The organism is Planomonospora parontospora (genome assembly GCA_014647935.1).
Classification (GTDB): domain Bacteria; phylum Actinomycetota; class Actinomycetes; order Streptosporangiales; family Streptosporangiaceae; genus Planomonospora; species Planomonospora parontospora.
Genome location: BMQD01000015.1, coordinates 131,864 through 156,208 on the forward strand (window position 1 = coordinate 131,864; position 24,345 = coordinate 156,208).

Annotated in this window: 21 protein-coding genes; 9 read left to right on the forward strand and 12 right to left on the reverse strand. The window is 73.8% G+C overall.

Translation table 11 applies throughout. The annotated features are described in order from the left end of the window. Nucleotides 1-9: 9 nt before the first annotated feature. Entirely contained in the window at nucleotides 10-888 is an 879-nt protein-coding gene (locus tag IEZ07_RS23125; RefSeq protein WP_239320507.1) for an SGNH/GDSL hydrolase family protein, read from the reverse strand. A 187-nt stretch (nucleotides 889-1,075) separates the two neighbouring features. Between IEZ07_RS23125 and IEZ07_RS23130 the strand changes: the two genes are divergently transcribed. Continuing rightward, nucleotides 1,076-2,305 (forward strand): isochorismate synthase, encoded by a 1,230-nt coding sequence (locus tag IEZ07_RS23130; RefSeq protein ID WP_191896642.1) that lies wholly within the window; start codon nucleotides 1,076-1,078, stop codon nucleotides 2,303-2,305. A 103-nt stretch (nucleotides 2,306-2,408) separates the two neighbouring features. Here IEZ07_RS23130 and IEZ07_RS23135 read toward each other — a convergent pair whose 3' ends face one another. From IEZ07_RS23135 to IEZ07_RS23145, 3 genes are all read right to left on the reverse strand, one after another. Further along, the gene (locus tag IEZ07_RS23135; protein WP_191896643.1) at nucleotides 2,409-3,047 is read right to left on the reverse strand and encodes a DedA family protein; all 639 of its coding nucleotides are present in this window, start codon (nucleotides 3,045-3,047) and stop codon (nucleotides 2,409-2,411) included. 330 nt (nucleotides 3,048-3,377) lie between these two features. Next, complete coding sequence (locus tag IEZ07_RS23140) at nucleotides 3,378-4,004, reverse strand: YigZ family protein (protein ID WP_191896644.1); 627 nt, start codon at nucleotides 4,002-4,004, stop codon at nucleotides 3,378-3,380. Between the two features lie 27 nt (nucleotides 4,005-4,031). Then, nucleotides 4,032-6,377: a hypothetical protein gene (locus tag IEZ07_RS23145; RefSeq protein WP_191896645.1), complete on the reverse strand. Its 2,346-nt coding sequence runs from the start codon at nucleotides 6,375-6,377 to the stop codon at nucleotides 4,032-4,034. A gap of 249 nt (nucleotides 6,378-6,626) precedes the next feature. Between IEZ07_RS23145 and IEZ07_RS23150 the strand changes: the two genes are divergently transcribed. Beyond that, entirely contained in the window at nucleotides 6,627-7,361 is a 735-nt protein-coding gene (locus IEZ07_RS23150) for a PIG-L deacetylase family protein (protein ID WP_191896646.1), read from the forward strand. A gap of 80 nt (nucleotides 7,362-7,441) precedes the next feature. On the opposite strand, the gene IEZ07_RS23155 is transcribed toward IEZ07_RS23150, so the two are convergent. Together IEZ07_RS23155 and IEZ07_RS23160 are read right to left on the reverse strand one after the other, a co-directional pair. Next, nucleotides 7,442-10,081, reverse strand: coding sequence for an ATP-binding protein (locus tag IEZ07_RS23155; RefSeq protein ID WP_191896647.1), 2,640 nt, complete (start codon nucleotides 10,079-10,081; stop codon nucleotides 7,442-7,444). A gap of 118 nt (nucleotides 10,082-10,199) precedes the next feature. Continuing rightward, nucleotides 10,200-10,523 carry a helix-turn-helix transcriptional regulator gene (locus tag IEZ07_RS23160; protein WP_191896648.1) on the reverse strand — a complete coding sequence of 108 codons (324 nt, stop codon included), beginning with the start codon at nucleotides 10,521-10,523 and terminating at the stop codon, nucleotides 10,200-10,202. A 177-nt stretch (nucleotides 10,524-10,700) separates the two neighbouring features. On the opposite strand from IEZ07_RS23160, the gene IEZ07_RS23165 reads away from it, so the two are divergent. Further along, nucleotides 10,701-11,198 carry an STAS domain-containing protein gene (locus IEZ07_RS23165; RefSeq protein WP_191896649.1) on the forward strand — a complete coding sequence of 166 codons (498 nt, stop codon included), beginning with the start codon at nucleotides 10,701-10,703 and terminating at the stop codon, nucleotides 11,196-11,198. Between the two features lie 12 nt (nucleotides 11,199-11,210). On the opposite strand, the gene IEZ07_RS23170 is transcribed toward IEZ07_RS23165, so the two are convergent. From IEZ07_RS23170 to IEZ07_RS23180, 3 genes are all read right to left on the reverse strand, one after another. After that, the gene (locus IEZ07_RS23170; RefSeq protein WP_191896650.1) at nucleotides 11,211-13,730 is read right to left on the reverse strand and encodes an ATP-binding protein; all 2,520 of its coding nucleotides are present in this window, start codon (nucleotides 13,728-13,730) and stop codon (nucleotides 11,211-11,213) included. Between the two features lie 158 nt (nucleotides 13,731-13,888). Further along, on the reverse strand, nucleotides 13,889-15,550 hold the full coding sequence (gene menD, locus IEZ07_RS23175; RefSeq protein ID WP_191896651.1) for a 2-succinyl-5-enolpyruvyl-6-hydroxy-3-cyclohexene-1-carboxylic-acid synthase: 1,662 nt from the start codon (nucleotides 15,548-15,550) through the stop codon (nucleotides 13,889-13,891). After that, on the reverse strand, nucleotides 15,547-16,500 hold the full coding sequence (locus IEZ07_RS23180; protein WP_191896652.1) for an o-succinylbenzoate synthase: 954 nt from the start codon (nucleotides 16,498-16,500) through the stop codon (nucleotides 15,547-15,549). The genes menD and IEZ07_RS23180 overlap by 4 nt, the downstream gene beginning before the upstream one ends. A 447-nt stretch (nucleotides 16,501-16,947) precedes the next feature. Between IEZ07_RS23180 and IEZ07_RS23185 the strand changes: the two genes are divergently transcribed. The 3 genes from IEZ07_RS23185 (at nucleotide 16,948) to IEZ07_RS35885 (ending at nucleotide 20,201) form a co-directional block, all read left to right on the forward strand. Further along, a complete protein-coding gene (locus IEZ07_RS23185) occupies nucleotides 16,948-18,147 on the forward strand; it encodes an AMP-binding protein (RefSeq protein ID WP_191896653.1) in 1,200 nt (399 codons plus the stop codon). Between the two features lie 49 nt (nucleotides 18,148-18,196). Further along, a complete protein-coding gene (locus IEZ07_RS23190; protein ID WP_191896654.1) occupies nucleotides 18,197-18,580 on the forward strand; it encodes a hypothetical protein in 384 nt (127 codons plus the stop codon). A gap of 211 nt (nucleotides 18,581-18,791) precedes the next feature. Next, the gene (locus tag IEZ07_RS35885) at nucleotides 18,792-20,201 is read left to right on the forward strand and encodes an RNA polymerase sigma factor (RefSeq protein ID WP_239320503.1); all 1,410 of its coding nucleotides are present in this window, start codon (nucleotides 18,792-18,794) and stop codon (nucleotides 20,199-20,201) included. A 70-nt stretch (nucleotides 20,202-20,271) separates the two neighbouring features. Here the strand turns inward: IEZ07_RS35885 and IEZ07_RS23200 are convergent, their stop codons facing one another. Next, nucleotides 20,272-20,667, reverse strand: coding sequence for a hypothetical protein (locus IEZ07_RS23200; protein WP_231647512.1), 396 nt, complete (start codon nucleotides 20,665-20,667; stop codon nucleotides 20,272-20,274). A gap of 307 nt (nucleotides 20,668-20,974) precedes the next feature. On the opposite strand from IEZ07_RS23200, the gene IEZ07_RS23205 reads away from it, so the two are divergent. Together IEZ07_RS23205 and IEZ07_RS23210 are read left to right on the forward strand one after the other, a co-directional pair. Then, nucleotides 20,975-21,568: a TetR/AcrR family transcriptional regulator C-terminal domain-containing protein gene (locus IEZ07_RS23205; RefSeq protein ID WP_191896655.1), complete on the forward strand. Its 594-nt coding sequence runs from the start codon at nucleotides 20,975-20,977 to the stop codon at nucleotides 21,566-21,568. Between the two features lie 421 nt (nucleotides 21,569-21,989). After that, nucleotides 21,990-22,181 carry a DUF5999 family protein gene (locus tag IEZ07_RS23210; protein ID WP_068900681.1) on the forward strand — a complete coding sequence of 64 codons (192 nt, stop codon included), beginning with the start codon at nucleotides 21,990-21,992 and terminating at the stop codon, nucleotides 22,179-22,181. Between the two features lie 92 nt (nucleotides 22,182-22,273). Here IEZ07_RS23210 and IEZ07_RS23215 read toward each other — a convergent pair whose 3' ends face one another. Continuing rightward, on the reverse strand, nucleotides 22,274-22,876 hold the full coding sequence (locus IEZ07_RS23215; RefSeq protein WP_191896656.1) for an alpha/beta hydrolase family protein: 603 nt from the start codon (nucleotides 22,874-22,876) through the stop codon (nucleotides 22,274-22,276). Between the two features lie 81 nt (nucleotides 22,877-22,957). On the opposite strand from IEZ07_RS23215, the gene IEZ07_RS23220 reads away from it, so the two are divergent. Further along, nucleotides 22,958-23,335: a hypothetical protein gene (locus tag IEZ07_RS23220; protein ID WP_196468160.1), complete on the forward strand. Its 378-nt coding sequence runs from the start codon at nucleotides 22,958-22,960 to the stop codon at nucleotides 23,333-23,335. A gap of 189 nt (nucleotides 23,336-23,524) precedes the next feature. Here the strand turns inward: IEZ07_RS23220 and IEZ07_RS23225 are convergent, their stop codons facing one another. Next, nucleotides 23,525-24,310 carry a hypothetical protein gene (locus IEZ07_RS23225; protein ID WP_191896657.1) on the reverse strand — a complete coding sequence of 262 codons (786 nt, stop codon included), beginning with the start codon at nucleotides 24,308-24,310 and terminating at the stop codon, nucleotides 23,525-23,527. Between the last annotated feature and the right edge of the window lie 35 nt (nucleotides 24,311-24,345).

Genomic DNA, 24,345 nt, shown 5'->3' on the forward strand with positions numbered 1-24,345 from the left:
GGAGCCCGGTCAGCGTCGCCCGGCGGGCTCGTCGAGCCAGCCGCGGGCCGCGGCGAAGGTCGTCTTGGCGATCAGCCGCTGCCCCGCGGCGTTGGGGTGGAAGAAGTCCCATCCGCTGACGTGGTCCAGCGTGAAGGGATGGCGGAACACCGCCCCGCCGTCGAACCGGCACGCCCGGCCGTACTCCGCGCAGACGTCCGCCAGCGCCCTGTTGTAGGCCGCGACCCGCGCCCGCACCCGGTCGCGGCGCGCCCGGTCGGCCGGGGCGGTGGAGGCCGGGCGCGCCAGCATCGTGGGGCAGATGCGGCCCACCGTCCAGAAACCGCGGGCCGCCGCGTTGCCCCTGCCCACCCGCCACAGCCGCTTCAGATCGGGGATGCTGGCCAGGAACACCCGCGCCCCCGGCCGCCGCTCCTTCAGCAGCCGCAGCGCGGCGGCCACCCTGGCCCGGTAGACCGGGACCGGCGTCATCCTCCGCTCCTCCGGCACGCAGGCGTCCTGGGCCCCGATCAGGACCGTCACGTAGTCGGCCCGCCGCGCGACCGCCCGCGTCATCTGCCCGGACAGGTCGGCGCTGGTCGCACCGGGGACGGCGAGGTTGACGTTGTGCCCCTCGACGGCCTCGTCCCGGGCGAGCAGCCGCAGGTAGTGACTGAGCACCTCGGCGTGGTCCCCCGCCGCCCACGAGCGCGAGGTGCAGGAGACGTACCAGCCGCAGACGTTGAACCCGGCGCTGATGGAGTCGCCCAGCGCCGCCATGACCACCGGCCGCCACGGCACGGCCGCCCGGCGCACCTCAGCCCCGGCGGCTCCCGCCCAGCCGGCCGCCAGGACCGCCGTCGCCGTCAGTGTCGCCGTCAGTTTCGCCGTCGGTGTCGCTGTGGACACGGTCACACTCCTGCGCGCCATGGCACCTCCGGTGAGAGCTCACATCTGCTCCCGGATGTATCACCGCAGGCCAGGACGGCGCTCCCGGTTGACCGACTCCCTTGGTTCCCTTGACAGACCCCTGGGGCCGTGCCTGCCCCGGGGGGCCGCCGTCGAACACGTTCAGTTTCCGCATAGAGTGTCAGGGGTGAGAGCCGCGCTCGGATCGACCCGTCCTCTCGTGGTGAGAACCGCCCTCGTCGCCGACCCCGGCGACCTGCTCACGCGACTTCCCGCCGCCGCCCCGCATGCCTGGATCCGGCACGGCGAGGGCCTCGTCGCCTGGGGGGAGGCCGCGCGGGTGAGCGTGCCGCCCGGCCCCGGACGCTTCGACTGGGCCCGCGACTGGCTCTCGTCCGTCTTCGCCGGGGCCCACGTCGACGACGAGGCGCACGCCCCCGGCTCCGGCCCCGTCGCCTTCGGCTCCTTCACCTTCGACCCCGCCTCCCCGGGGTCCGTCCTCGTCGTCCCGCGGACGGTCCTCGCCCGCCGTGACGGCCGGGCCTGGCTCACCACCATCGGCGAGGGACGCCTCGACGAGATCACCGCCCCCCGCGACCCCGGCCGGATCAGCTACGGGGACGGCAGCCTCACCGCTCCCGAATGGGAGCACGCCGTCGCGCAGGCCGCCCACCGGATCCGGTCCGGCCGCCTGGAGAAGGCCGTGCTCGCCCGCGACCTGACCGCCGTCGCCGAACACCCCATCGACGTGCGGGTGCTCCTGTCCCGCCTGGCCGGGCGCTTCCCCGAGTGCTACACCTTCTCCTGCGCCGGACTGGTCGGCGCCACCCCCGAGCTCCTGGTCCGCCGCACCGGCGAGACCGTCGAGTCCCTCGTCCTGGCCGGCACCACCCCCCGCGGCACCGGCCCGGCCGACGACGCGGCACGCGGGGCCGCCCTGTTCGCCTCCGCCAAGGACCGCCGCGAGCACGCCTGCGCGATCGACTCCGTCCGCCGGACCCTCGCCCCGCTCTGCGCCGAGCTGAAGATCCCGGAGGAGCCCGAGCTGCTCGTGCTCCCCAACGTCCAGCACCTCGCCAGCCCGGTGACCGGCCACCTGTCCGCCGGGCTGTCGGTCCTGGACGTGGTCGCCGCCCTGCACCCGACGGCGGCCGTCGGCGGCACCCCCACCCGGGCCGCCCTGCAGGTCATCCGCGAGCTCGAGGGCATGGACCGCGCCGGATACGCCGGCCCGGTCGGCTGGATCGACTCCCGCGGCGACGGCGAGTGGGGCATCGCCCTGCGCTGCGCCCAGATCGAGGGCGCCCACGCCCGGCTCTTCGCCGGCTGCGGCATCATGGGCGACTCCGATCCGGCCGCCGAACTCGCCGAGGCCCAGGCCAAGTTCCGGGTCATGCAGTACGCCCTGGAGGGCTGAGCGGAGGCTCGGCGGCCCCTCGCGCGGCGGCCCCGGGAGGCCTGATGACGCGGCATCCCGGGCGGCCCGATGACGCGGCGGCCCGGCCACGACCGCCCCGCCGTCATCCGGCGTGGTGCTTGCCCTTGCCGCGGTCCTTCAGCCGGACCGTGATGAAGATCACGACGGCCAGCAGGACGACGCCCAGCACCGCCTTGGAGACGATCCCCATGTACTGCTCGACCAGGTGGTAGTTCTCCCCGAGTGCGTACCCCGCCATCACGAACGCCGTGTTCCAGATGAGGCTGCCCATCAGGGTGAGCAGGGTGAAGATCGAGAGCGGCATGCGCTCGACGCCGGCCGGGATCGAGATGAGGCTGCGGAAGATGGGGATCATCCGCCCGAAGAAGACCGTCTTCTTGCCGTGCCTACCGAACCAGGCCTCGGTCTTCTCGATGTCGGAGACGCTGACCAGCGGCAGCTTGGAGGCGATCGCGATCACCCGCTCACGGCCGAGCAGCGCGCCCACCGCGTACAGCGCCAGCGCACCGATCACCGATCCCAGGGTGGTCCAGAGCACGGCGTCGAACAGGCCCATGTTCCCCTGGCTGGCGGTGAAGCCCGCCAGCGGCAGGATCACCTCGCTCGGCAGCGGCGGGAACAGGTTCTCGAGCGCGATCGCGATCCCGGCCCCGGGCGCTCCCAGGGCCTCCATAAGGTTGATCGCCCACCCGGCGACTCCGTCGACAGTCGTTGAACTCATGGGACAAGGCTAGGGAACCCTGGATATGCCATGCATGAGGCAGAGCACCGTTGTGGAGTGACGGCCTCCTCAGCCGGAGGGTGTGGAAAACCCCAAGATCCGGCCATCCGGCGGCGGCGGCCCGGCGGTCCATCGGAGGCGGCCACCGTCCATTGGCGTCTTCGCACGTCAGGGCGTTGCGATGACCGCGCGAACGGCAAGGACGAGCGGATCCGGAGCCGCTCCGCAGCAGGAGGGGCGGACCGCCGGAGCCGGAGGCGGCCGCGTCACACACGGGGCTGATGTGACCCATCTCACACTTCCTCTGGCCCTGAGGAGGGGGAACGCTCGTCAGGCTTTCCGGAGATACACCGTTTCACCTGGTTCGATGACGGCCTGGCCCGCCGTCAGGGTGGCGACCCAGTCGGGGAAGATCCCCAGCTCCGACTCCCGCACCGCCACCTCGAGGCCGACCCGCGCGCCGTAGACCGCCCCGCGCACCTCGTACGGCGAGATCCGCAGGTCGTTCTCCAACCGCCCGGCGCGGAGGTGGTCCACGGTCACGGTCATGATCCTGGCCGGCACCATCTCCACCGGCACGACCAGGTCCAGTGTCCTGCCGACCGCCCCGCCGTACGCGCGGACCAGCCCGCCCGCGCCCAGCTTGACCCCGCCGAAGTAGCGGGTGACCACCGTGGCCACGTCGCCGAGGCCCCGGCGCAGCAGGGTCTCCAGCATCGGCGTGCCCGCCGTCCCGCCGGGCTCGCCGTCGTCGTCGGCCTTCTGCAGCCGCCGGTCGCCGATCACGTAGGCCGAGCAGTTGTGCGTGGCGTCGGGGTGGAGCCCCCTGCGCCCGGCGACGAAGTCGCGCGCCTCCTCCTCCGAGGAGGCCGGGACGATCGCGCAGATGAACCGCGACCGCTTGATCTCGATCTCGTGCTCGACGGGTTCCTCCAGGGTCAGGTACGGCTCGGCCACTGAATCAGGGTATCCAGCCCACCGGCTTTACAATGTAGATTCGTAACTTGCCGAGCTTCCGTTCTGCGCCGGAGGCAGGCACGCCAGCTCGGCCTCCACCCCCCGCAGCAGCGCCCCGGCGTGCCGCGCGGCCCGCCTCTCCCCCACCCCGCCGACCCGCTCCGCGACCGCCCGGTCGATCCTGTCCGCGTCCCCGGGACGGTAGCCCGCGTTCTCCATGACCAGCCGGAACTCGATGTCGGGCACCGGGACGAGGTCCTGCATCGGCCATCGCGACGGCAGCCGGACGCAGTAGCGGTACAGGAGGGTCAACCGGGGCAACCGGTAGCTCTGGAGCATCCGCGCCCGTTCGGTCAGCAGCAAGATGTGCGGGATCCACTGCTCGATCTCCCCGGTCAGCACCTCCAGGTCCGCCTCGTGCGGCTTTCCGGGCCGCCACCTCCGCCGGACGCCGCCCGTCCCGCTCCCGCGCGCGTCCCCGTCCCGGCGGCTCCCGTCGGCGGAGCCGTCCCACAGCTCGGCGAACCGCTCCGCCAGCCGTCTGTCGCGCTCCTCCCACGCTCCGCCGTCGTCCCCGGCCGCGTTCTCCGTCGCGAACCGGCCCAGTTCCAGCGAGGACGACTCCCGCAGGAAGGACACCAGCGAGTCGTGCAGCCCGCGGTAGCGGGCCGAGCCGATCCGGCGCAGCCGTCGGGAGGAGGCGACGATCCGCACCATGACGGCGGCCATGACCGCGGCGATCGCTCCGGAGACCCACCAGATCCACTCCCCCCGGACCTTGTCCAGCTCGGCGACGAAGTCCAGGAAGGCGAAGACCGCGAAGCCCGCGACGGCCCAGCTCAGCGTCCACTCCGCCCGCTGGAGCACCTCCAGTTCGCGGACCCGGCGCTCGTCGAAGGCGTGCGCCATCGACTGCAGCAGGTCCTTGTACTGCTCGGTGACGCGCTTGGCGTCCGCCGCCACCGCCGGGGCGGTGCGGCGGAGCCGCTGGATGTGGTGGCTCGTGGTGAGGGCCGCGCAGACGCCGGCCCGGCCGGCGGGCAGGGGTTCCTCAGTGAAGCGCTCCTCCACCCGGTCGACCAGCGCGTGCGGAAGCGCCTCGGCCTTGCCCGCCTGCTCGTCCACGTGCCCCACGAGCGTCGCCAGGTCGGCCATGCCCTGCAGGAGGGTCTGGTGGATGAGCTCGACCGCGTGGTGGGCCCGCTGCAGGGACCTGCCCGTCCGGACCGGCAGGTGGAGCGCCACGCCGTCCCACAGCATCCCCGCGCTCCGCACCGCGTGGTCGTAGACCTCCACGTGCCGGCGCCAGATCTCCAGCCTGGTGCCGATCCGGTGGGTCCCGTCGGCGGCCATCGCCTCGACCTCGATCAGCGCTGCGATGACGTGCCGGAGCGCGGCCTCCCGCGCACGGCCGACGCTGTCCGGCCCCGCCAGGAGGAGATAGACGGGGCGGGCCAGCTCCCGCTGGAAGCGGCGCAGGGTCAGCGCCTCGCTCCTGCGCTCCTCCTCCGCCAGGACCTTGCCGCGGAGCACCCCGGCCGCCACGACGTTGTCCTTCGGGCCGCAGCCGAGGAACACCCCGGCCAGCCCCGTCATGAGATTCGGCTGGGCCCAGAAGCCGGCGGCGTTCTGCTTGTGGGAGGCGGCGGGCGTCGCGACCCAGAACTCGGGCGCGCCGTACTCCCGGTTCCAGGCGCGGGCCCCCACGGACCGGAAGTGCCGGTCGATGAGGGCGCGGACCACGGGAGCGCGGCTCTGGAGGAGCCTGCGGACCTCCGCCAGGTCCCGTCCGGGGACGGAGACCCCGCCGCGCCCGAGGAACAGGCCGCCGTTCCGGCGGACGGCCGGTCCGCCGGTCCGCGTGGGCCGCCACGGCGGCTCCACGGCCCAGAAGCTGAAACTCAGATGGATCATCGGCCGGTTGCCGGAGTACAGGAACCGCACGTCCAGCAGGACCCAGAAGGAGCGGGGCCGTACGGGGTCCCGATCCGGCTCCGGCGGTGCCTCCGCCGTCTCCCGGGGGTCCGGCCGCAGGAGCGCGTCGGCGCGCTCCGGGTCGAGCAGCACGTACAGGCGGCTGTCCCCGTCATGGGGGTGCTCCGCCCGCGGCCCTCCCCGGGCCAGCGCGTTGATCTTCGCGCGGTAGGCGGCGAGCGCGTCCGCGGCCTCACCGCCCCGCAGCCAGTCCACCGTGCCGAGGGCGTCCCCCTCGGACGTCGCCAGCCACGTCGAGCCCGGTACGCCCGCCCCGGGGTCGAGCATCCGGCCGACCATGCTCCCGGCCGCCCCGCCCTCCTGGTCCTCCGGGACGACCCGCCACTCCCGCCAGTCGGTCACCAGGTAGACCAGTTGCTTCAGGCCCAGCTCGTCCAAGCCCGCCCCCTCTGCGCGACGCGTGCCCCATCAGCGGTCGAAACCGGAAATCCAAGAACTCCTGGAGATACATCCATTAGATGCATGTGACCCATGAGCCGTTGCCCGTCGACCGCGATCGATTCAAAAGATCGCGTTCCGTACACGAACGATCACGTACCCCCCTCGCGCGGGCATCCGCCGGGCTCGGCCCTCGTCGCCGGAGCGGCCCGCCGCCTCCGCGATGTAGATTCACTGCGGGAGGCTCCGATGACCGAGCAGTTCGAAGCGATGCCCAGCGACTGGACCCGGGCGCTGGCGATCGTCGCCCATCCCGACGATCTGGAGTACGGCTCCGCGGCGGCGATCTCCCGCTGGACCAGCGAGGGACGCGAGGTCTTCTATCTGCTGGTCACCAGGGGCGAGGCCGGCATCGACACGGTGTCCCCCGGCCAGGCCGCCGCCCTGCGGGAGAGCGAGCAGCGGGCCGGGGCCGCCGTGGTCGGCGTCACCTCGGTCGACTTCCTCGACCACCGCGACGGAGTGATCGAGTACGGCCCCGCCCTGCGGCGGGAGCTGACCCGGGAGATCCGGCGCCGCCGGCCGGAGCTGCTGATCACCGTCAACCACCACGACACCTGGGACGGCCGCACCTCCTGGAACACCCCCGACCACCGCGCCGTGGGCCGGGCGGTCCTGGACGCCGCCGCCGACGCGGGAAACCGGTGGATCTTCCCCGAGCTGGCCGCCGAGGGCTTCACCCCCTGGAACGGCGTGCGCTGGGTCGCCGTGAACGGCTCCCCCCACCCGACCCACGCCGTCGACGTGAGCGATCACCTGGAACGCGCCGTCCGCTCCCTGCTGGCGCACCGCACCTACATCGAGGCGCTCACCGACCGGAAGCCGGAGGAATACTGCCGCGCGCTCGTCTCCCAGGCCACCTCGGAGGCCTCGGCCCGCTTCGGCGGCCGGCCCGCCGTCTGCTTCGAGCTGTTCCCCCGCTGATCCCGGGTCAGGCGGGATTCACCGGGCCGGGCCCGCTTCCCGCCGCACGGCCGGCGCCGGAGGGCTGACCGTACCCGGCCTCAGCGGTGCCGCCGCGGCCGCCCGGACGAAGGCGATGACCTTCGGCGGGCCTGCCGTGCGGCAGCGGGAGCGGCCTTGCCGGGCACCTTGGCGGGCAGGGTCAGGCGGACCCGGGTGCCGTGGCCGGGACCGCTCTCGATGTGCACGTTCCCGCCGTGCATGTCGGCGATTCTCCGCACCAGGGCCAAGCCCACGCCGGTGCCGCCGATCGCCCGCTGCTCGGCGGTACCGCCGCGGTAGAAGTCGTCGGAGACATGGTCGAGGTCCTGGGGGTCGATGCCGGTGCCGGTGTCGGCGACCTCGATCGCCGGGGCCGGGCCGGCGGTGACGGTGACGTCGATGCGGCCGCCGGGCGGGGTGAACTTGACCGCGTTGTCCAGCAGGTGGGCCAGCGCGTGCCGGATGCGTCCGGCATCGGCCCAGGCGATCACCGGTGCCGGGGCGTGCACGGTCACGGCCAGGTGCTCGGTGCGCCCCTGGGCGGTGATCGCCTGCACGGCGTTCTGCGCCAAGGCCACCAGATCGGTCTCGGCCGGGGTGAAGGCGGCGTTTCCGGCGTTCAGGCTGGCCATCAGCAGCAGTTCGTCCAGCAGCTGACCCAGCCGGGTGCTGTTGCGGTCGATGACCTCCAGGAAGCGTGCCTGGGTCGCGGCGTCCAGGTCTCCCTCGCGGATCAGTTGCAGGTAGCTGTGTATCGAGGTCAGCGGGGTGCGCAGTTCGTGGTTGACGGTGCGCAGGAACTGGTTCTTCACCTCGTCCACCTGGCGCAGGCGGCGAACCTGCTGCTGCTGCTGGACGAGCAGGCGCTCGCGCTCCTCGGTGATCTGGCGGCGGTCGGTGACGTCGGTGGAGATGCCGTCGATGAGCAGCCGCTCCCCCTCCCGGCGGGGCGCGCCCCGGCTCCAGACCCAGCGGGTGACGCCGTCCAGGCCGATGAGCCGGTACTCCAGCTCGGCCCGCCGCCCGGCGATGAGCTCGGCGCAGAAGGCGCGGAAGGCGTCCCGGTCTCCGGGATGGACGAAACGCAGCATGACGGCGATGAAGTCGTCGTCGGGCGACAGGCGCAGCCGCCCGCCGAAGACGGTGGTGTGCTCGGTGTTGACGTAGACCGGGCGGGCTGTGCCGTCGGGCGCGGCCTCGACGGTCCAGACCTTGTCGGTGAGCTGGTCGATGATCCGGTCGAACCGGCGGCGGCTCTCGGCCAGCTCCAGCGCGAGCTCCTCGGCGCGGCGTCGCTCCATGTACCGGCCCACATGGGCGCACACCCCGTCCAGCAGGTCGGCCAGATCGTCGTCAGGTTGCCGGGGGTGGTCGCCGGCGAAGGTCAGCACGCCCAGGACCTGCGCGCCGCTGCGCACCGGCAGGGCCACGGCCGAACGCAGACCGGCCCGCAGACCTGCCCGCACCCGGGGGGTACCGGCCGGGTCGGCCGCCGTGTCCGCGATCCAGACCGGCTCACCGCGCTCCCAGGCCAGCCCCGGCAGTTCCTCCCCCCGGACGAACACCTCCGGATGGTCTGCGGTGAAGGCGGACAGGTCCCGTCCGGGCCTGCTCCAGCTACCGATCCTGGTGATGGCCCTCTGGTCCCCGTCGACCTGCCAGTACTCGCCGTAGGCCCACCCCAGCGCGTCGGTGACCGCGGCGGCCACGCCGGCGGCGGCCTCCTGGCTGGAGGCGGCGTCGGCCAGCACCCGGGTGACGGCTTGCTGGGCCTCGCGCAGCAGGCCGATGCGGTACGAGTCGGTGATGTCGTGGCCGGCGACCAGAGCGCCCAGGCGGTGCCCCTCCGGCGTGTCGATGGGCCGGCCGTTGACCAGGAAGCGGCGCGGCCCGGCATCGGTCTCGGCCACCACCTGCCGGCCGTGGAAGCATTCACCGGCCCACGCCCGGGCCAGCGGCATCTCCTCGACCGCCAGCGGAGTCCGCCCGTCGGGGGCGTACAACGGATAGGAGCGCAGCCAGGAGTGCACGTCGGAGGGCGGGGTGTCGGTGTGCAGGCTCTCGCGCAGCGGCCTGTTGATCACCAGTCTGCCGTTCTCGTCGCAGGCCATCACCGACACTTCCAGGCTGTCGAGCAGGGCGCGCAGGAAGGTGCGCTCCTGCTGCCTGCCCGCGGCCCCCTGCGCGGCGTCGGCGCGGGTCAGCCGCAACGCGATCTCGGGCTCGATCAGGGCGGCCAGGTCCTCCAGGATCCGCACCTGCTCGCGGCTCCAGGTGCGGGCCGTGGCGTCGATGACGCACAGCACACCGATCACCTGCGCGGCCGGTGTGTTCAGCGGCACCCCGGCATAGGCCGCCAGCCGCCCGCCGGTGCTCTCCACGAGATCGTGCCAGCGCCCGTCGCCGCGGGCGTCGTCGATCACCAGAGGCGCGTCGTCGGCCACGACGTGCCGGCACAGCGACCGCGCCAGGGGGTTCTCCCGCACCGCCTGCGGATCGGCCACCCCCGCCGTGCTGACGACGACCTGCCGGTCCTCGGTGATCAGCGACACCATCGCGACCGGCACGTCCAGCAGCCGGGTCGTCATCCGGGTCACCCGGTCCAGCGCCGGCACCTCCGGCGCGTCGAGCAGACCGGTGGCGTGCAGCGCCTGCAGCCGTTCCGGGTCGCCGATGCGATCTTGATCACTCGCCCCCATGGCACACCACCCCTCACACCTTTCCTACCCATATGAGGGATTTCATCGGGCAGGTCGCAGGGAAGCCGTGCCGGACTCCGGGTGGTCCGACGCGCAGGAGGACGCGGAGAACGCTCCGTCACGGGGCCGCGGCGGGGCGATCCCGATGGGTGAAGATGCTGAGCAGGCTGTCGATGCGCACATCCGCCTCCGCCGGATGCCGGAAGCGCCGGGTGGCGTCGATGCTGTAGTGGTTGCGCCGCCCCACCCGGGTGCGGGTGAGGTAGCCGGCCTCCTCCAGGTCGGCGACGATCGCCTGCGCGGCCCGTTCGGTGATCCCGATCTCGGCGGCCACATCGCGCAGGCGGATCTGCGGGTCCTGCGCGATCATCAACAGGACCCGGGCGTGGTTGGTGAGGAACGTCCATCGGGCGGAAGGCCGGTTGGTGTCAGAGCTGCCCATGATCTCACCCTAGAAGTCCGCTGCCCACAGGCTCACCTCGTGAACCGGATCGCGTGTGGTCTCTTTCTGCTCACGATCTCATACGAAGGATATTTCATGTAACCCAGTTCGGGGTTATCCTTCGGGAGTGGTCGATCAGCCCTACCGCACGGACGAGCGAGGGATCGCAGGAGCGTCATGACGAACCGCTCTGTTGTCGAGGTGGATGCCAGGCCGGCCGGCACCGGTTCCGCTGCCGGGGCTCCGTCGAGGACGGCGCCGGTGGACGGCGACCTGACGCTCCATGGCGGGCGGCCGGAGGGCGGCGCGTCCGCGCCGGTGGAGCAGCCGCTCTACAGCGATCAGCGTCTCCGGGTCGCCCGGTACGCCGGGCGGTCCGGTCATGTGCTGCGGCTCAGCGGGCAGATCGACGCCGGCAACAGCGCCGTGCTGGCGCGTGTCCTGAACGGCCACGGCGCGTGCGATGCGGGCACCGTCATCGACGTCGGCCAGGTGAGCTTCATCGACGTCTCCGGGCTGCGCGCCCTGTTGACCTGCGCACGGCCGGCATCGCACCGGGTACGCCTGGGCGATGTGCCGCCTCATGTGCAGCGGCTGCTGACCCTGCTGGGCTGGGACGGTCTGTGCGACCGCATGACGTGGCCCGAAGACCTGCTCGCCGAGTCGGCGGCATAGCCGCCTGCGGCATCAGGTCTCCGGCGGGTCCACGGGAAGGCACACCGTGAAGACGGTGCCGCCACCGCCGCCGGGGGAGGCGGTGATGGTGCCGCCGTGCGCGGTCACGATCGCCTTGGTCACGGCCAGGCCCAGGCCGGTTCCCTTGATTCCGGCGTCTTTGGCGGTGGAGGCGCGGAAGAACCGGTGGAACAGCTGCCCGTACTGCTCGGGAGGGATGCCGATACCGGTGTCGGCAACCGTGATCATGACCGATCCACCCGAGCAGGCGCTGTCGGCCGCGGGCTGGGCGGTGACGGTCACCCTCCCACCAGGAGGGGTGTACTTGATCGCATTCGACAGCAGGTTGTCGATCATCTGGCGCAACCGCACCGGGTCGGCGTGCACGCGCAGAGCCTGGGCGAGTTCGGCGCCGACGGTCAGCCGCTTGGCCTCGGCGGCGGGCCGGTGGTCGTCGACGGCCTCGCGCAGCAGGCCGGTCAGCGCCAGGGGTCGGGGGTCGATGCCGATGTGCCCGGCCTCCAGACGGGCCAGTTCGAGCAGGTCGTCGACCAGACGTTGCAGGTGAGCGCTCTTGCGGTCGATGACCTCGGTGAAGGCGCGCTGCCCATCGGTCAGGTCCGCGTCGTCCAGCAGCAGCTCGGCGTAGCCGCGGACGGCGCCGATGGGGTTGCGCAGCTCGTGGGTGACCAGCGCCATCAGCTCGTCCTTCATCCGGTCCAGTTCCCGCAGGCGGCGCACCTGCTCCTGCTCGGCGGCCAGCAGGCGCTCGCGCTCCTCGGCGATCCGGCGGCGTTCGGTGACGTCGGTGGAGATGCCGTCGACCAGCAGGCGGCCGCCTTCGCGGCGTGGCATGCCCCGCATCCAGATCCAGCGGGTGACGCCGTCCAGCCCGACCAGGCGGTATTCGATCTCCGCCCTGCGACCGGAGGAGACCGCGGACCGGAAGGCGGCCATGGCCGGGAGATCGCCGGGATGGATCCGGCGCATGACGGCCTCGGCTGGATCGACGCCCCCGGGCGGCGGTCCCCCGAGCAGTTTGGCGAGGTTGGGACTGGTGTTCAGGCAGCGGGCCGCCCCGTCCGGGCCGGTCTCCACCGTCCACACGTCGTCGTCGAGCTGGGCGATGATCTGCTCGAACCAACGGCGGCTCTCGGCCAGCTCCAGCGCGAGCTCCTCGGCGCGGCGGCGCTCCATGTACCGGCCCACATGGGCGCAGATCCCGTCCAGCAGGGTGACCAGGTCCTCGTCGGGCTCCTGGACCGTGTCGGCGAAGAAGGCCAGCACGCCTCCCGTCTGGCCGCCGCTGTGGACGGGCAGGCCGATGGCGGCGTGCAGACCGGCCCGCAGCGCCTCGTGCTTGCGGACGAAGTCGCGGTCGTCGGCGGACAGGTCGGCCACCCACATCGCGCGGCCGCTGTCCCACACCAGCCCGGCCAGTCCTCTCCCCCGCTCGAAGGTGAGCGGTTCGGCGCCGGTGAAGACCGCCGCCTCCCGTCCGGGCCGCACCCAGGAGGCGATACGCGTGACACCGCTCCCGTCGGGCCGCACCTGCCAGTACTCACCGCAGGTCCAGCCCAGCGCGCCGGTGACCGCGGCCAGCACCCCGGCGGCGGCCTCCCTGCTGGAGACGGCCTCGGCCAGTACCTGCACCACCGCCTGCTGAACGCGGCGCAGCACACCGAGGCGTTTCTGGTCGGTGATGTCGTGCAGCAGGGCGTCGTACAGCAGCCCGTCGCCGCCGGCGGCGGTGCGCACGAGCATCTCGGCGGGGAACTCCCGCCCGGACCGGTCGACCGCGGTCAGCTCCAGGCGCCGCCCCGCCGGTCCGTCCTCTTCCCGCACCCGGCGCAGGACCTGCTCCCAACCGGCGCGCAACCGTCGCGGGCAGACCAGTTCCTCGACCGGGCGGCCGAGCGCCTCGGCGGGCGACCAGCCGAACAGGCGCTCGGCCGCGGCGTTCCACGCCATCACCGCCCCGGCGGCGTCGAAGGACAGCGCCGCCTCCGGCACGCGGTCGAGCGCGGCCTGCGCGTGCGCCAGCCGCACGGCGATCTCCGCCTCCACCATCGCGGCCAGGTCCTCCAGCGTGCCCAGCTGCTCCGCGTTCCACTGCCGGGGCCGGTCGTCGATCACGCAGACCGCGCCGAGCACCCGGTCGCCCTCGGTGTGCAGCGGCATCCCCGCATAGGACAGCAGGTGCCCGCCGCCCACCGCCTCCACCTCGCACCAGCGCTCGTCGGTACGGGCGTCCGGCACGACCAGCGGCGCGCCGGTGGCCACGATGTGCTGGCACAGCGACTGCGACAGGGGATTGTGCTGGGCCCTCCACGGATCGGCGGGCCCGGCCGCGCTGATGACGACCTGGCGGTCGGCGGTGATCAGCGACACCATGGCCACCGACGTCTCCAGCAACCGGGCCGCCAGCCGGGTCACCCGGTCCAGCAGCGGAACGTTCGTCGCCTCCAGCAGGCCGGTCGTGTGCAGGACCTGCAGGCGGGTCCGATCACGGAAGCGGTCGACCGTACCCATCACCTTTCACCTCCAAAGGAGTTTCGTACCCCTCTATAGGTGTTTTGTCAGCTTATGAGTGGCGACCTCACCGGGCCGACGCCGGTTCCGTCAGTGTCTGCCGCCGATGAGCCCGTTCCCCGGGGCGAGGCCGGCGTCGTCGCCGCGATGCCCCCGGCTCACCCCGCCATGGCCGCGCGGACCGCCGCGCTCGCCGCCTCCCGCATGGTGACGTGCAGCGCCGCGTTGGCCCCGCGCTCCGTGCGCACCTCCACGATCCGCACCCCCTGCCCGCGCAGCGCCTTGTCCAGCTGCCCGGGCTCGCTCACCGCGGTGTACGGCGTGCCGGTGGCCGCGGCCGTGTAGGCCAGGTCCACGCCGTGCCGGGTGCCGAAGACCCGCTCGAACGGATCGCGGAACGCGGCCTGGGGCAGCAGCGAGAAGATCCCGCCCCCGTCGTTGTTCACCACGACCAGGCACAGGTCGGGACGGGGCTCCAGCGGGCCGAGGACCAGCCCGTTCTGGTCGTGCAGGAACGTCAGGTCGCCCATCAGCGCGAACGCCGGGCCGTTGTGGGCCAGTGCCGCGCCCATCGCGGTCGACACCACCCCGTCGATCCCGGCAACGCCCCGGTTGGACAGGATCCGCAGCCCCCGCCTGGGCCGCATCGCCTGGTCCAGGTCGCGGATCGGCATGGAGGAGCCGACCGTCAGCAGCGACCCGTTGGGCAGCAGGTCCGCCAGGTCCCGCGCCAGGCGCGGCTCGCTGAGGCCCGAGTCGTCCAGCACCCCGTCGATCGCCGCCCGGGCCGCCGCGTCGGCGCGGCGCCAGGAGTGCAGCCAGGCGTCGTCGCCGGCCGCGATCGGGATCTCCACCGCCTGCGCCACCTGGGTGGCCGAGCGGGTCGGGTCGGGCCAGCGGGTCAGGTCGGAGGCGACCACGACGTGCTCGCCGGCCTGACCCAGCCACCTGAGCAGGGACTTCGACAGGCTGGGGCGGCCGAGGGTGACCACCACCTCCGGGCGGTGCGCCTCGGCGAACTCCGGGGTGCTCAGCAGGTGGTGGTAGGCCGACATCGTGTGGTCGCCGTAGCGGGCGCCGCCGTTGGGCTCCGACAGCACCGGCCAGCCCGCCATGCCGGCCGCCGCGACGTACCGGCGCGTGCCCACGGCGCCGTCGCCGACCACCAGCGCGCCCCTGCGGGTCTGCGGCAGGTGCAGCGCGACGCCCGGGGGCGCCACCCGCGCGCGGACCCAGGGCCCGTCCGCGCCGCCGTCCAGGGGCTCGCACCAGGAGGCGTCGCCGTCGGGGACCAGAGGCTCCCGGAAGGCCAGGTTGAGGTGGACCGGGCCGGGATCGGCGGGGCCGAGCGAACGCTGGTAGGCGCGGCACACCAGGGAACGCCAGTAGGCGACCTGGCCGGGCCGTTCCTCGGGGACGCCGACCTCGGCGAACCAGCGGACCGCCGTGCCGTACAGCTTGAGCTGGTCGGCCGTCTGGCTCGCGCCCGTGTCGCGCAGTTCGGGCGGGCGATCGGCGGTGAGCACCAGCAGCGGCACCCCCGACTCGTGCGCCTCCATGACCGCCGGGTGGAAGTTGGCCGCCGCCGTGCCCGAGGTGCAGACCAGTGCCACCGGGCGCTCGCCGCGCCGGGCCAGGCCCAGGGCCAGGAAGGAGGCCGACCGCTCGTCGATGCGCACGTGCAGCCGGACCCGGCTGTCGGCGTGCGCGGCCAGGGCGAGCGGGGCGGAGCGCGAACCGGGCGCGATCACCACGTCCGTGAGGCCGCAGCGCACCAGCTCGTCGACCAGGACGGTCGCGAGCGCGGTCGCGGGGTTCACCGTGCCTCCTTCAGGCGCCGCACCCAGGCGGGCGACTCGATCTCGTAGCGGGACAGGGCTCCCGGATCCGCCTCGGGGCGCCGTACCGGGAGCGTCCCGTCGACCGGGACGAGCGGCTCGGCCACCACGTCCCCCTCCAGCAGGGACAGGGTGCCCAGACCGCAGGCGTAGGGCAGGTCGGGCAGGGCCGCGGCGAGCGCCACCCCGGCGGCCAGGCCGACGGAGGTCTCCACCGCGCTGGAGACCACGGCGGGCAGCCCGCACGCCTCCACCACCCGCAGCGCGGCCGCCACCCCGCCGAGCGGCTGCACCTTCACCACCGCGATGTCGGCCGCCTCCGCCGCCCGCACCTTCAGCGGGTCCTCCGCGCGCCGGATCGACTCGTCGGCCGCGATCGGCACCTCGACCCGCCTGCGGACCCGGGCCAGCTCGTCCAGGGTCGCGCAGGGCTGCTCGGCGTACTCCAGGCCGAAGCGGCGGTCCAGCCCGGTGATCCGGGCCACCGCCTCATCGACGTCCCAGGCGCCGTTGGCGTCCACCCGGATCCGGCCCGCCGCGCCGAGCGCGTCGCGCACGGCCTCGACCCTGGCCAGGTCGTCGGCGAAGGCCTGGCCCCGCTCGGCGACTTTCACCTTGACCGTGCCGCAGCGGGCCCGCCGTACCATCGCTCGGGCCTGCTCGGGTCCGACGGCGGGCACGATGGCGTTGACCGGGATCCGGTCGCGCAGCGGCGCGGGCCAGCCGGTGAAGGCCGCCTCCTCGGCGCAGGCACGCCAGCGGGCGCACTCGGCCGGGCCGTACTCGGGGAAGGGTGAGAACTCCCCCCACCCGGCCGGACCCCTCAGCAGCAGGCCCTCACGGGCGGTCTGCCCGCGGAAGCGGGTCCGCATCGGGATCCGGAACGCCCGGAGCTCCGCCGTCTCCGGTGCCCCGGATCCTCTGGCGCCCATTACGGCCGACGCGGAAACGCGCCGGAACCGGGCGCCCGCTCCTCCCCGGACACGTCGCGGCCCTCGCGGGCCCGCCCGCCCGTGCCGGCCGGGCCCCGCCGCAGGGCGGTCCGCGCACCGGACCTGGAGGCGCCACGGCGTTCCGGCCGGTCGGCCGCGATCCTCACGGTCTCCTCAGCGGCCTCGCGGACGACGTCCTCGTGGTCATCCGACCGCCTCCAGCCGACCGTCACGATCGTCTCGCCCCTTCCCCCGCGCCGGCCCCTCGGTCGTCGTCCGGCTCATCGGCACTAACCTTACCGAAGGTCCGCGCAGGGCCTCTGCCTGCGGGCCGGGGACGAATGCGGTCCCCGTCAGGGGGTGACCCGCCGCCGGGCGGGACATCCGAGCATGGTAAGGGTCGATGGAATTCCACCGTTCACCCTCCTGGATCAGGATTTCCAGCTGATGCGTTCGATTCCGAAGCGGGCAGGCGGCCGGGAGCTGCACGCCGTGACCCTGCCGCCGGGGCCCGCGCTGTTCCACGCGGTCGCCGCGGCGCTCGGCGACAGTGGTCCCGCGGGTCCCGCGGGCCCTGCGATCCTGCCCCTGCCGCCGAACCTGCCCGGCCCCGCGCTGCGGGCGACGCTGGAGGCCCTGCGCCCGGCCCGGCTGGACGGCGTACGGCGGCCCGGGGGCGAGCCCGTCCCCCCGGAGGTGGCCGTGGTGATCGCCACCAGCGGCACCACCGGGGTCCCCAAAGGCGTGCAGCTGTCCGCCGCCGCACTGCGCGCCTCGGCCTCGGCCTCCCTGGAGCGGCTGGGCGCCCGGCCCGGTGAGCGGTGGCTCTGCTGCCTGCCGCCCTCGCACGTCTCCGGCCTGCAGGTGCTGGTCAGGTCCCTGCTGGGCGGGACCGAGCCGGTCGTCCACGACGGCTTCTCCGCCGAGGCGGTGCTCGCCTCCGGGGCCGCCCACGTCTCGCTGGTCCCGACCCAGTTGCGCCGCCTCCTGGCCGTCTCGGCGGACCTGTCGGCGTTCCGGACGATCCTGCTCGGCGGGGCGGCGGCTCCCCCGGGACTGCTGGACGAGGCCCGGGCGGCCGGCGCCCGGATCGTCACCACCTACGGCATGAGCGAGACCTGCGGCGGCTGCGTCTACGACGGCCGCCCCCTCGACGGTGTGGACCTGCGGATCGGCGGCGGTTCCCCGGACGGCCGGATCCGCATCGCCGGGCCCGTCCTCTTCTCCGGTTACCGGCTCCGGCCCGACCTGACCTCCGCGGCCCGCGACGGCGACTGGTTCGTCACCTCCGACCTCGGCACGCTGGAGGGCGGCCGGCTGCGGGTGCTGGGCCGGGCCGACGACGTGATCAACACCGGCGGGGAGAAGGTCGTCGCGGCGGCCGTGGCGGCCGCCGTGGCCGAGCACCCGGCGGTCGCCGACGCCGCCGTGGTCGGCCGCCCGGACCCCGAGTGGGGCGAGCGGGTGGTCGCCGTCGTGGTCTCCCCCGCTCCCCCGTCGCTGGCCGGCCTGCGCGCCTTCGTCAAGGAGCGGCTGCCCGCCCACGCGGCCCCGGCCGAGCTGGTCGTCGTGCCCGAGATACCGCTCCTGCCCAACGGCAAACCGGACCTGGCCGCGCTCCGTCGTGCGCTGCGAGGGGAACCGTGAGGGTGCTCCCGACGTCGAAGAGATGACGCGAGCAGGAAGGACGAGCCCGATGAAGCCAACCCGCAAGACGTGGGTCTCCGCCGGAGTCGTCGCCGTGGTCCTCACCGGCGGCGTGTCCGTCGCGGCGGCCGCCTCCGCGGGCGGGGCCGGACGGGCGGGCGGACCCGTGCCCGCGATCGAGCCGAACGAGCCGGTCCCCGCAGGATCGGCTCCGCCGGCCGCCCCGGTCCCGCCCGCCTCGCCGGAGCCGACCGGCCCGGTGGAGGACTTCGTGGTCTCCGAGGAGGTCAACCCCGAACCCGAGAAGGTCGCGCGCTACTGGACCGAGCACCGGATGGAGGAGGCCCGGCCGATGCCGATGCCGGTGGTCGAGGGCCCCCTCGGGGGCCCCGCGGAAGGCCCTGTCGAGGGTCCGGCCGGCCCGGCCGGGTAGGCGGTTCCGGGCGGCGCGACGGGACTCCGATGGGATGGGCCGGTTGAAACCGGCCCATCCCATCATATTTTCCCCGTCAAGTCGGGAACAGAAAGGTCGTCCGCGGGGTTATTGGTACTGGTGCGCTGAGCGGTCCCCCGGCCGCCCCACCCGCAACGTGTCACACCCACAACCTGCAAACAGACGACTCCGTAACGGAGGAGGTGTCCTCATGCCCCAAACCGCCGCCGCGACCTCGACCGAGGCCCCGACGACCCTCGAGCAGCTCCTTGACCGAGGGCGAGTTCAGGGTCACCTTTCTCTCGCGGAGCTGCGCCATGCCTTCGCCGACGCGGGCATCAGCCCGGCCGAGGGCCGCACGATCCTGCGCGAGCTCACCGAGGCGGGCGTGAGCCTGGCCGCCGAGGACGAGCCCACGCTCGCCGCGGCCACCAAGAAGGCCGCGGCCAAGACCGCCGCCCGCAAGACGGCGGCCCGCAAGGTCTCTCCGCGCACGGCCGGAGCCGTCGGCGGCAGGACCGCCGAGAAGGCCGGGAAGAAGGCCGCGGCCGCCCCGCAGGACGCCCCGTCCGACAAGACCGCGCCGGGGCCGGACGACGAGCCGGAGAACCTCGAGGCGAAGCTGGCGGAGGAGGGCTGGACCACCCCTGACGAGGCGGAGCTCGAGGCCGAGGTGGAGCAGGCGGCGGCGGACCTGGACGACCAGTCGTCGGTCATGGGCGACTCGGTGCACACCTACCTCAAGTCGATCGGCCGCCGCACGCTGCTCACCGCCGCCCAGGAGGTCGAGCTCGCCAAGCGGATCGAGGCCGGCCTGTACGCCGAGGCCAAGCTGGAGTCCGAGCCCGGCCTGCCCGCCGACGTCCGCGACGACCTGGAGTGGGTCGCCGAGGACGGCCGCCGCGCCAAGGACCACATGCTGGAGGCCAACCTCCGGCTCGTCGTCTCCGTCGCCAAGAAGTACACCGACCGCGGCATGGCCCTGCTCGACGTGGTCCAGGAGGGTAACCTCGGCCTGATCCGCGCGGTGGAGAAGTTCGACTACACCAAGGGTTACAAGTTCTCCACCTACGCGATGTGGTGGATCAGGCAGGCCATCCAGCGCGGCTTCGCCGACTCGGCCCGCACCATCCGCCTGCCCGTGCACGTGCTGGAGATGCTGTCCAAGCTCTCCCGCGTCGAGCGCGACATGCACCAGCGGCTGGGCCGCGAGCCCACGCCCGAGGAGCTGGCGGTCGAGCTGGACAGGACCCCCGACCAGATCGAGGAGCTGCTGCGCACCAGCCGCCAGCCGCTCAGCCTCAACGCCACCATCGGCGAGGACGGCGAGACCACCATCGGCGACCTCATCGAGGACGTCGACTCCCCGGAGGCCTCCGAGGTGGTGGACCGCCAGCTGCTGGGCGAGCAGCTGCGCGGCGTGCTCGGCAACCTCTCCCCCAGGGAGGCCCGCATCATGGCCCTGCGCTTCGGCCTCGTCGACGGCAAGCCCCACACCCTCGACGAGATCGGCAAGCACCTCGGCCTGACCCGGGAGCGCATCCGCCAGCTGGAGAAGGAGTCGCTGTCCAAGCTGCGCCACCCGAGCAACACCCGCCCGCTGCTCGACTGGGCCAGCTGAGCCCCGCAGACGCGCCGAGCCCCGATACGGTCCCGCCGTACCGGGGCTCGGCGCGTCCGGTGCCCGGACCTCAGGGCGTGGTGCCCGCGCGGTTGGCGGTGCCGACGGGGAGCACGTCGCGCGGCATGTCGACGAGGCGGTTGCGCTCACGCAGCGTGCGCAGGCGCTCGACCTCGGTGGTCCACTCGGCTCCTCTGGGGGTCGCCCGGCCCTTGCGGCGCCGGAGCCGGTCGTCGTAGGACCTGACGCCGAAGGCCACCCGCTGGTTGGCCTCGGCGGCGCGCAGCGCCTCGGTCAGGGCCTTGTCCAGGACCAGGGCGGCGGCCCGCCGCTCGGCGGAGGAGGTCGTGGTGGCCTGCACCTCGCGCAGCGCGGCCTCGGCCAAGCGGGCCTTCCGCAGAAGCTCGGGGAAGCTCTTCCCGACCTCCTGGTCAGCGTGGTAGCGAACCTCCGCCTCCCGGCTCACTCGCGGTCGGAAAAACGCCATCTTCTGCCCTCTCTCGGCTGACTGCCCGGCTGGTGACAGCGGTTAGCCTACGCCGTCCGCCGCGGGCCCACGCACTCAGGGGACGGCGGCGCACCATGCGGCACCGGCAAGCGGCTCAGTGCCGACCCGGTGCCGACCCGGTGCCGACTCAGTGCCGACCCGGTGCCGACCCGGTGCCGACTCAGTGCCGACCCGGTGCCGACCCGGTGCCGGCCCGGCGGACACGCCGCCGACGGAACCGGTGATTTCCTTTACACAGTAAGGCAGCTGGTGGCAGGATGGCTCCATGCCAGCCAAGCGACCACCGATCCCCCTGTCCAGGGAGCGCATCATCGAGGCGGCCCTGCACATCGCCGACAGCCAGGGGCTGCGGCGGCTGACCATGCGGCGGCTGGGCGACGCGCTCCAGGTGGAGGCGATGGCCATCTACCACCACCTGCCCCGCGGCAAGGACGCGCTGATGGACGCCCTGGCCGAGCACGTCACCACCGTCCACGTGGAGCCGGGCGGCGACTGGCGGGAGACCGCGCGCGAGTGGTGCCGGGCGAGCCGCGCCGCGCTGCGGGAGCACCCCGGAGTGCTCGCCCTGGCCCTGACCAAGCCGCCCAAGGGGCAGGCCGCGATGGCCGTGCGGGAGCAGACCGAACAGCTGGCCGAGGCGGGACTGCCGGACGCGCCCCAGGCCGTGCGGGCGCTGCGCGCCTACGTCTTCGGCGCGGTGGCGGTGGAGGTCCAGCAGTCGGGCTGGGCCGAGCCCGCCGGTCCGGAGGACGACGCCGAGCCGTGGCTGCCGCCCTCCAGGGGCGGCGGCAGCGCGGCGGCCGACGCGGATTTCGAGCGAGGGCTCGACGCCCTGCTGGCCGGCCTTACCCGGAGCTGACCCCTCCCGGACCGGCGCGGACGGCCCAGGACGCGGGGCGGCTCCGGCCGGTTCTCCGGTTCGCAACCGATCGTTTACATAATCTCCGGCGTGTCGCACTTGGCCGGTTATCGGGTGATGCGGCACGCTGTGTCATAGGTCACATACCGGTGTCATAGGTCACGCCCCCACTGGGGCCGAAGGGCCACTTCCAATGGCCCTCAAACGGTCCTAACTGACTATGTCGCGCGAGTGTGACCCGTCGCACACTTGAGCTGTTCAGTGTGCGCGCCTCACCCCGTTCGAGGCGCGCACCGTCATATGTCAACCGCAAACGCTCGTCCCTCGTCATACGTGGGAACGGGGTCCCATCGGTGACGGTGCCCGCCGATCGCCGACGTCGATCCCGGCGAGCCGACACGAGAGATCTGGAGGCACGCCGATGTGCCCGCACGAGCCGTCCTGCCCTTCCGCCGATGGGCCGGGCCGCGAGGCCGCCCGCACCGTGGTCGCCCACCCCGAGCAGGGGTGGAGCCTTCTCTGCAACGGCGTGGTGCTGTTCGAGGACACCGGTGAGCTGCTGCCCGACGGTGCCGTCATCGAGCCGCACCGCCCCCTGGCCGGCGTCTCCTGAACCTCCGCGTCACCGGGGGCGGGCCGCGCCCTGTCTGATCAGCGCCGGGCCCGCGCCCTGTCTGATCAGCGCCGGGCCCGCGCCCTGCCCGATCAGCGCCGGGCCCGCGCCCTGGAGTCGAGCCACCCGGCCACGGCCTCGCCCACCAAGGCGGGGTCCTTCTTCAGGTCGTGTCCCTCACCCGGCAGCACGACCAGGCGTGCGACGTCCTCCGCCGCCGGCACGCCGAAGGGGTCCCGGTCCCCGCTGACCGCCAGCACGTCCACGCCCGCGGCACGCAGTTCCTGCGCGCGGGAGCGCTCCGGCCTGCTCGGCGGGTGCAGCGGGAAGGCCAGTGCGACGACCGCCTCGGCCCCCACCGCGCCCGCCGTACGGCACGCCACCCTGGCCCCGTTGCTCCGCCCGCCCTGCACCAGCGGCAGGCCGGGGTGACTCCGGCGGACCTCCGCCACCGCGGCCGCCCACGCCTCGTCCTGCTTGACCGCCGAGCCCGGCGCGCGCGCACCGCGCAACCGGAACGGCTGCGTCACCCGGGCGACCAGGCCGCCGATCCCCAGCACGGCGTCCCGTACGGCCAGCAGGTCCGGCGCGTCCACTCCCCCGGCCGAGCCGTGCGTGAGGACCAGCAGGAACCGGGGGGCCGGAACCGGGTCGATCTCGGCCCGCGCCGGGCCGTGCGGCGTCACGATCTCCATGGGGGAACGCTACCGGTGCCGTCCGCGGATCTCGTCCTGATGACCGATGCCATGCCCCCGCGCAGGGTGCAGACTGGGAACGTGCAGGAAAACCACGACATCCGCCAGGACATGCGCGCCACCCTCGACGCCCGGCGCGAACTGGGCCCCGAGTACGAAACGGCGCTCGTCGAGTCGTTCGTCGAACGGCTCGACGCGACCATCGCCGCCCGCGTGCGGGCCGAGGTGCATGCCACAGGCTCCGCACCCTACGGACCGCCCCCCAAGAAGCAGCGCAGGAGCGGTGATTCGTCGGCCACGATCGCGCTGGGCTCACTGGGCATCGGCATCCCGCTGACCGGCATCGCCGCGGGCGAGGCCGGGGTCGCCGGCCTGCTGCTCGCCTGGGGCGGCATCATCGCGGTCAACCTCGCCCACGCGCTGGGCGGCTGGCGCCGCCGCGACTACCGCGACTACTGATCCGGCCGCCGTCCCCTGCCGGGGCCGCGCCGCCCCCGGCAGGGGGTGCTCCCGCGGGTGGATCGGCCGCCGGGCCGGGCGGCCCGACTCCCGAGCGGTGGCGGTCCGCCCGCTCTCAGCAGGGGCTGCGACACGGCTCCTGCTCCATCCCGCATGGGGGCGGACCCGTGGCGGCGGGACCGCCACGCGCTACAGCAGGTCGCGGTCGCGGCGCAGCCGGACCTGGGCGGCCAGCCGCTCGTCGGCATGGCCGAGGCCGTAGTCCCACACCCGCCCGGCGTCCTCGTCGCGCCCCCGCAGCGGGAGCGTCCGGGCCAGGAGCTCGATGGCCAGCGCGCTCGTCTCGACGTCGCCGCCCTCCTCCACAGCCCCCTCGAACTCCGCGCACGCCAGTTCCAGGTGCGCCACGCCGAGCAGCACCCGCAGCCGCGGCGGATCGGCCACGTCCGGCACCGCCAGCGCCTCCAGGAGCACGTCGGCCGCCTCCCCGGCCTCCCCCTCCTCCAGGAGGAACTCCGCCAGCCGCTGGGCCGCCCGGGAGGCGATCTCCGGGTCCTCGGTGGCCAGGGCGGCCCGCAGCGCCTCCTCCGCCTCCCGCTCGTCCGCGGCCAGCCGGGCCAGGGCCATGTGCGCCAGCGGTGCGTAGCCGGGGTTCCCGAGCCCCAGGGCGGCCTGCCAGGCCGCCCTGGCCTGATCGGTCATGTCCTCGCTCTCGAAGCTCTCGGCGAGCAGGCAGGCCGCCTGCGCGGCGAACTCCGGATGCCCCGTCGCCAGCGCGGTGCGCGCGGCGGCACGGGCCCCCGGCACGTCCCCCCGCTCCTGGAGCACCACGGCCAGCCCCACCGCCGCCTGGGCCCGGTCGGGCCCGTCGGCGTCGGCGGCCAGCTCGGCGAAGATCGCGGCGGCGCCGTCCAGGTCGCCGTCCTCGGCCAGCCTGCGCGCGACCTCCAGGGGGTGTGTGTCGACGTCCGGCATTCAAGATCCTCCCCGGGTAAGGAACGGCCCCGAGC

What these genes read in the sequence shown, in the direction of transcription:
- IEZ07_RS23180 (WP_191896652.1), bottom strand. Translation starts at nt 16,500, where the DNA reads ATGGGCGCCAGAGGATCCGGGGCACCGGAGACGGCGGAGCTCCGGGCG.
- IEZ07_RS23225 (WP_191896657.1), bottom strand. Translation starts at nt 24,310, where the DNA reads ATGCCGGACGTCGACACACACCCCCTGGAGGTCGCGCGCAGGCTGGCC.
- IEZ07_RS23150 (WP_191896646.1), top strand. Translation starts at nt 6,627, where the DNA reads ATGACCGAGCAGTTCGAAGCGATGCCCAGCGACTGGACCCGGGCGCTG.
- IEZ07_RS23210 (WP_068900681.1), top strand. Translation starts at nt 21,990, where the DNA reads ATGTGCCCGCACGAGCCGTCCTGCCCTTCCGCCGATGGGCCGGGCCGC.
- IEZ07_RS23185 (WP_191896653.1), top strand. Translation starts at nt 16,948, where the DNA reads ATGCGTTCGATTCCGAAGCGGGCAGGCGGCCGGGAGCTGCACGCCGTG.
- IEZ07_RS23165 (WP_191896649.1), top strand. Translation starts at nt 10,701, where the DNA reads ATGACGAACCGCTCTGTTGTCGAGGTGGATGCCAGGCCGGCCGGCACC.
- IEZ07_RS23190 (WP_191896654.1), top strand. Translation starts at nt 18,197, where the DNA reads ATGAAGCCAACCCGCAAGACGTGGGTCTCCGCCGGAGTCGTCGCCGTG.
- IEZ07_RS23205 (WP_191896655.1), top strand. Translation starts at nt 20,975, where the DNA reads ATGCCAGCCAAGCGACCACCGATCCCCCTGTCCAGGGAGCGCATCATC.
- IEZ07_RS23135 (WP_191896643.1), bottom strand. Translation starts at nt 3,047, where the DNA reads ATGAGTTCAACGACTGTCGACGGAGTCGCCGGGTGGGCGATCAACCTT.
- IEZ07_RS23170 (WP_191896650.1), bottom strand. Translation starts at nt 13,730, where the DNA reads ATGGGTACGGTCGACCGCTTCCGTGATCGGACCCGCCTGCAGGTCCTG.
- IEZ07_RS23155 (WP_191896647.1), bottom strand. Translation starts at nt 10,081, where the DNA reads ATGGGGGCGAGTGATCAAGATCGCATCGGCGACCCGGAACGGCTGCAG.
- IEZ07_RS23215 (WP_191896656.1), bottom strand. Translation starts at nt 22,876, where the DNA reads ATGGAGATCGTGACGCCGCACGGCCCGGCGCGGGCCGAGATCGACCCG.
- IEZ07_RS35885 (WP_239320503.1), top strand. Translation starts at nt 18,792, where the DNA reads ATGCCCCAAACCGCCGCCGCGACCTCGACCGAGGCCCCGACGACCCTC.
- IEZ07_RS23160 (WP_191896648.1), bottom strand. Translation starts at nt 10,523, where the DNA reads ATGGGCAGCTCTGACACCAACCGGCCTTCCGCCCGATGGACGTTCCTC.